Raw genomic sequence first — 3,349 nt, forward strand, 5'->3', positions numbered from 1 at the left:
CTTCCTCGGCGTCGGCGCCTGATCCGCGCGAACGTCCGGCCGGGACACATATTTCGCGAAATGATCGCGATTTGGGCGAAATGACTGCCCGGCCTCGGCCGAAAGCAAGATTTTTCTTATTCGGTCCAGACGGTTGCGTCTCAGGGAAAGTTTATTCTACGTCATATTGCCTGACTGACCAGATGAACCTAAGATTCCCCAGAGATGATTGATCCGCTTTACGTCGCCTCGGGATTCGGCGTCGGCCTGCTTGTCGGGATGACCGGCGTGGGTGGCGGATCGTTGATGACGCCGCTGCTGATCCTGCTGTTCGGCATCCATCCCTCCACCGCGGTCGGGACCGATCTGCTCTACGCCGCCGGCACCAAGGCGGGCGGCAGCGTCGTGCATGGCTGGTCGCGCAGCATACACTGGCCCGCCGTGCTGCGGCTTGCCTGCGGCAGCATCCCTGCGAGCGCCTTGACGCTTCTCGTGCTGTGGAAGCTCGATCTCAAGAGCGATACCGAGCGCAGCCTGGTCAATCTGGTGCTGTGCTTTGCCCTGGTGCTGACCGCGACCTCGCTGATCTTTCGCAAGGCCATCATGGAGCGCTATCGCCGGCGCCTGGAGCAGGTCGACGAGCGCAAGACGGCGATCGCAACCGTCGTCACCGGCGTCATTCTCGGTGTGCTGGTGTCGATTTCGTCGGTGGGTGCCGGCGCGGTCGGCGTGACCGTGCTGCTGCTGCTCTACCCGCGCCTGCCGATGGCAACCATCGTCGGCTCCGACATCGCGCACGCGGTGCCGCTGACGCTGGTCGCGGGCACCGGACACTGGGCGCTTGGCGACGTCGATTGGGCCCTCATGGGCGTGCTGCTGCTGGGCTCGCTGCCGGGCATCATCATCGGCAGCTACAGCGCAACGCGCGTGCCGGAGACCGTGCTCCGCCTCGCGCTGGCCAGCGTCCTGTTCGTGGTGGCCGGCAAGATCATGTTCACGGAATTGAACCTGTCGTCCGCGATCGTGACCGCTCTGGCGTGGACGCATTGAGCGAAAAGCGGCTCGCCGCTCTTGCTGTCATCGCCCGACCAGATCGTAGGGTGGGCAAAGCGAAGCGTGCCCGCCGCTTCTCCTCAATCGCGGAAGTATGGTGGGCACGGCGCTCACGCGCCTTTGCCCACCCTACGGCCTGGAGCCCTACTCCGCGGTCCAGCCGCCGTCGATCGAGAGGTTGGTGCCGGTGATCTGCGCGGCGTCGTCGCCGCACAGGAACAGCGCCAGCGCCGCGACCTGCTCGGAGGTGACGAACTCCTTGGTCGGCTGCGCGTCGAGCAGCACGTCGTTGATGACCTGCTCGCGGGTCAGATTGCGCGCCTTCATCGTATCGGGGATCTGCTTCTCCACCAGCGGCGTCCAGACATAGCCCGGGCTGATGCAGTTGCAGGTGATCTTGTGGGTCGCAACCTCCAGCGCCACCGTCTTGGTGAGGCCGGCAATGCCGTGCTTGGCCGAGACGTAGGCCGACTTGAAGGGCGAGGCGACCAGCGAGTGCGCGGACGCCGTGTTGATGATGCGGCCCCAGCCCTTCTTCTTCATGCCGGGCACCGCGGCGCGGATGGCGTGGAAGGCCGACGACAGGTTGATCGCGATGATCTGGTCCCACTTCTCGACCGGGAATTCCTCGATCGGCGAGACGAACTGGATGCCGGCATTGTTGACGAGGACATCGACCGAGCCGAAAGTCTTTTCGCCAAGCGCGATCATCCCGGCGATCTCGGCGGGCTTGGTCATGTCGGCGGGCGAATAGATCGCCTTCACGCCAAAATCGGACTCGATCTTCGCGCGTTCCTTCTCGATGTCCTCCGGCGAGCCGAAGCCGTTGATGACGACGTTGGCCCCGGCGGCCGCGAAGGCGCGCGCATAGGCGAGACCGATGCCGCTGGTCGATCCGGTCACGACGGCGTTCTTGCCTGACAGACTACCCATATCATTCGCTCCTTTTTGCCGGGGGCGCGGTAACGTCCCCCGTGAGATCGTAGGTCACCATGGTCTCGTCGGATTGCGGCCGCTCGAGCCAATCCTTGTGGCGCATCGACAGATGCACGTCGCGCACGCCGGCTTCCCAATGCTCGACCATCGCGACATGCGAGAAGTCGTAATCCTTGGACGAGGATTCGTAGTTCTTGCTGCGATAGATCAGGTGCACCACGGTCACGGTGCTTTCGCGCGCCGCCTTGGCGAGGTATTCGACGGACGGATCGTTCTTCAGATAGTCCGGCAATTTACCGATCAGGTCGCGCACGGCCCTGCGCGCGTTGTGCAGCTGCCTGTTCTTGTCGGTATTCATTCGGGTGCGGCTGGAAAAGCGGATGTCCTTCTCGCGCTCGGTGGCTTCGAGCAGCGAATTCGGCAGGTCGCCGCGGGCGCTGAACAGATCGACCTGGAAGATCAGCATGTCGCGAACCACCTCGGCATCGAGCACGTAATCGAGCGGCGTGTTGGAGGCGATGCCGCCGTCCCAGTAGTGCTCGCCGTCGATGACGACGGACGGAAAGCCCGGCGGCAATGCGCCGGAGGCCATGATGTGCTCGGGACCGATCTTCTTGCCGAGTTTCCTGAACTCGTAATTGTCGAAATATTTGAAGTTGCCGGAGGTGACGCCGACGGCGCCGACGGAGAAGCGCGTCTTCAGATCGTTGATGCGGTCGAAATCGACCAGACGCTCCAGCGTCTTCTTCAGCGGCGCGGTGTCGTAATAGCTCTCCGCCTCGGGATGGCCCGGCGGCCACATCGGCGCGGGCGGGACGCGCGGGACGAAGAAGCCGGGCACGCCGAAGGTGGCAATCAGCGCGGCGCTGGTCGAATTGAACAGCTCGCGGCTGTGGTCGCTCTTGCCGATCGGCTTCCACGGCACCGGAGCCGAGACCATCTCCCAGAATTCCTTGAGCCGCTTGACGCGGGTGTGCCCCTCGTTGCCGGCGATGATGGCGGCGTTGACCGCCCCGATCGAGATGCCGGCGACCCATTCAGGCTCGAAGCCATAGCCGCACAGGGCTTGATAGGCGCCGGCCTGATAGGAGCCGAGCGCGCCGCCGCCCTGCAACACCAGGACACGTTGCGCATTCGCGGGGACGCTGGCGGATTCCGGACTGGTGTAATTGGTCATGCGGGAACAATAGCAGATGACGAGCGACCGTGGCGACAGTTCGCCGCGGCGTCAATGTATCCCGGGATCAAGTCTGGCTTATCGCGGCTCGGTCGACGCCAGGATCATGGTCCAGAACACCTTGTATTTGGTACCGGGAGCATAGCCCGCCGCTATGCCCAATTTTGTGACACCGTTCTTGAGCATATTGGCGCGATGCGGAGG

Annotated in this window: 4 protein-coding genes; 1 reads left to right on the top strand and 3 read right to left on the bottom strand. The window is 63.7% G+C overall.

The window, feature by feature from the left end:
- The first annotated feature begins 204 nt into the window (after positions 1-204).
- The gene (locus tag ACXJL8_RS37110) at positions 205-1,029 is read left to right on the top strand and encodes a sulfite exporter TauE/SafE family protein (RefSeq protein ID WP_456620741.1); all 825 of its coding nucleotides are present in this window, start codon (positions 205-207) and stop codon (positions 1,027-1,029) included.
- A gap of 147 nt (positions 1,030-1,176) precedes the next feature.
- Here the strand turns inward: ACXJL8_RS37110 and ACXJL8_RS37115 are convergent, their stop codons facing one another.
- From ACXJL8_RS37115 to ACXJL8_RS37125, 3 genes are all read right to left on the bottom strand, one after another.
- A complete protein-coding gene (locus ACXJL8_RS37115; RefSeq protein WP_456620742.1) occupies positions 1,177-1,965 on the bottom strand; it encodes a 3-hydroxybutyrate dehydrogenase in 789 nt (262 codons plus the stop codon).
- Between the two features lies 1 nt (position 1,966).
- The gene (locus ACXJL8_RS37120) at positions 1,967-3,145 is read right to left on the bottom strand and encodes a DUF3734 domain-containing protein (protein ID WP_456620743.1); all 1,179 of its coding nucleotides are present in this window, start codon (positions 3,143-3,145) and stop codon (positions 1,967-1,969) included.
- Between the two features lie 78 nt (positions 3,146-3,223).
- Positions 3,224-3,349 (bottom strand): CAP domain-containing protein (locus ACXJL8_RS37125; RefSeq protein WP_456686626.1); only part of this gene is annotated, 126 nt, incomplete at its 5' end.

The organism is Bradyrhizobium sp. P5_C11_2 (genome assembly GCF_054049755.1).